The 2,217-nt window shown below is 49.8% G+C and carries 1 rRNA gene; it reads left to right on the top strand.

What is annotated here, in order from left to right:
• Window positions 1-23 precede the first annotated feature (23 nt).
• Window positions 24-2,217: ribosomal RNA gene (locus FTU37_RS16405) — 23S ribosomal RNA — on the top strand; the annotation flags it as partial.

The following is a 2,217-nucleotide window of genomic DNA, read 5'->3' as shown; positions in this document are numbered from 1 at the left end:
TGGGCGACTGTTTGGGGTTGTATAGTCAAGTAATTAAGTGCATGTGGTGGATGCCTTGGCAGTCAGAGGCGATGAAAGACGTAATAGCCTGCGATAAGCTCCGGGGAGGCGGCAAATATCCTGTGATCCGGAGATTTCTGAATGGGGGAACCCACCCGCTATAAGGCGGGTATCATAAACTGAATACATAGGTTTATGAGGCGAACGAGGGGAAGTGAAACATCTCAGTACCCTTAGGAAAAGAAATCAATTGAGATTCCCTCAGTAGCGGCGAGCGAACGGGGAAAAGCCCATTAAGTTATCTAAGCTTTAGTGGAACGCTCTGGGAAGTGCGACCATAGTAGGTGATAGTCCTGTACGCGAAAGGGCTTAGATAATGATGTCGAGTAGGGCGAGGCACGTGAAACCTTGTCTGAATATGGGGGGACCATCCTCCAAGGCTAAATACTCCTGACTGACCGATAGTGAACCAGTACCGTGAGGGAAAGGCGAAAAGAACCCCTGTGAGGGGAGTGAAATAGATCCTGAAACCGCATGCATACAAGCAGTGGGAGCCAACTTGTTTGGTGACTGCGTACCTTTTGTATAATGGGTCAGCGACTTACATTCAGTAGCAAGGTTAACCGATTAGGGGAGCCGTAGAGAAATCGAGTCTTAATAGGGCGTTTAGTTGCTGGGTGTAGACCCGAAACCGGGTGATCTATCCATGAGCAGGTTGAAGGTTGGGTAACACTAACTGGAGGACCGAACCCACTGTCGTTGAAAAGCCAGGGGATGACTTGTGGATAGGGGTGAAAGGCTAATCAAACTCGGTGATAGCTGGTTCTCCCCGAAAGCTATTTAGGTAGCGCCTCGGACGAATACCATTGGGGGTAGAGCACTGTTTCGGCTAGGGGGTCATCCCGACTTACCAAACCGATGCAAACTCCGAATACCAATGAGTACTATCCGGGAGACAGACTGCGGGTGCTAACGTCCGTAGTCAAGAGGAAAACAATCCAGACCGCCAGCTAAGGCCCCAAAATTATAGTTAAGTGGGAAACGATGTGGGAAGGCATAGACAGCTAGGAGGTTGGCTTAGAAGCAGCCACCCTTTAAAGAAAGCGTAATAGCTCACTAGTCGAGTCGGCCTGCGCGGAAGATGTAACGGGGCTAAAACTATATGCCGAAGCTGCGGATTTACACATTAGTGTAAGTGGTAGGGGAGCGTTCTGTAAGCCGATGAAGGTGGATTGAGAAGTCTGCTGGAGGTATCAGAAGTGCGAATGCTGACGTGAGTAACGACAAAACGGGTGAAAAACCCGTTCGCTGAAAGACCAAGGGTTCCAGTCCAACGTTAATCGGGGCTGGGTGAGTCGACCCCTAAGGCGAGGCCGAGAGGCGTAGTCGATGGGAAATTGGTTAATATTCCAATACTTCAGTGTAATGCGATGAGAGGACGGAGAAGGTTAAGTCAGCCTGGCGTTGGTTGTCCAGGTGAAAGGATGTAGGCATGTATCTTAGGCAAATCCGGGGTACTTTATGCTGAGATCTGACAGCAAGCTGTACTTGTACAGTGAAGTGGCTGATACCATACTTCCAGGAAAAGTCTCTAAGCTTCAGTTACACTGGAATCGTACCCGAAACCGACACAGGTGGTCAGGTCGAGTAGACCAAAGCGCTTGAGAGAACTCTGCTGAAGGAACTAGGCAAAATGGTACCGTAACTTCGGGAGAAGGTACGCTGCTTTTGGTGATGGAACTTGCTTCCTGAGCTGAGAGCAGCCACAGAAACCAGGCCCCTGCAACTGTTTATTAAAAACATAGCACTCTGCAAACACGAAAGTGGACGTATAGGGTGTGATGCCTGCCCGGTGCTGGAAGGTTAATTGATGGGGTTAGCGTAAGCGAAGCTCTTGATCGAAGCCCCAGTAAACGGCGGCCGTAACTATAACGGTCCTAAGGTAGCGAAATTCCTTGTCGGGTAAGTTCCGACCTGCACGAATGGCATAATGATGGGGGCGCTGTCTCCAGCAGAGGCTCAGTGAAATCGAAATCGCCGTGAAGATGCGGTGTACCCGCGGCTAGACGGAAAGACCCCGTGAACCTTTACTGCAGCTTGACATTGAACTTTGATCTTACTTGTGTAGGATAGGTGGGAGGCTTTGAAACCGAGACGCTAGTTTCGGTGGAGCCAATCTTGAAATACCACCCTGGTAATATTGAGGTTCTAACTCTG

This window comes from Acinetobacter sp. YH12097, assembly GCF_013419225.1.
GTDB classification, from domain to species: Bacteria; Pseudomonadota; Gammaproteobacteria; order Pseudomonadales; family Moraxellaceae; genus Acinetobacter; species Acinetobacter amyesii.
Note: the sequence above shows the minus strand (reverse complement) of the source record. Positions and strands in the feature narration are given on the sequence as shown.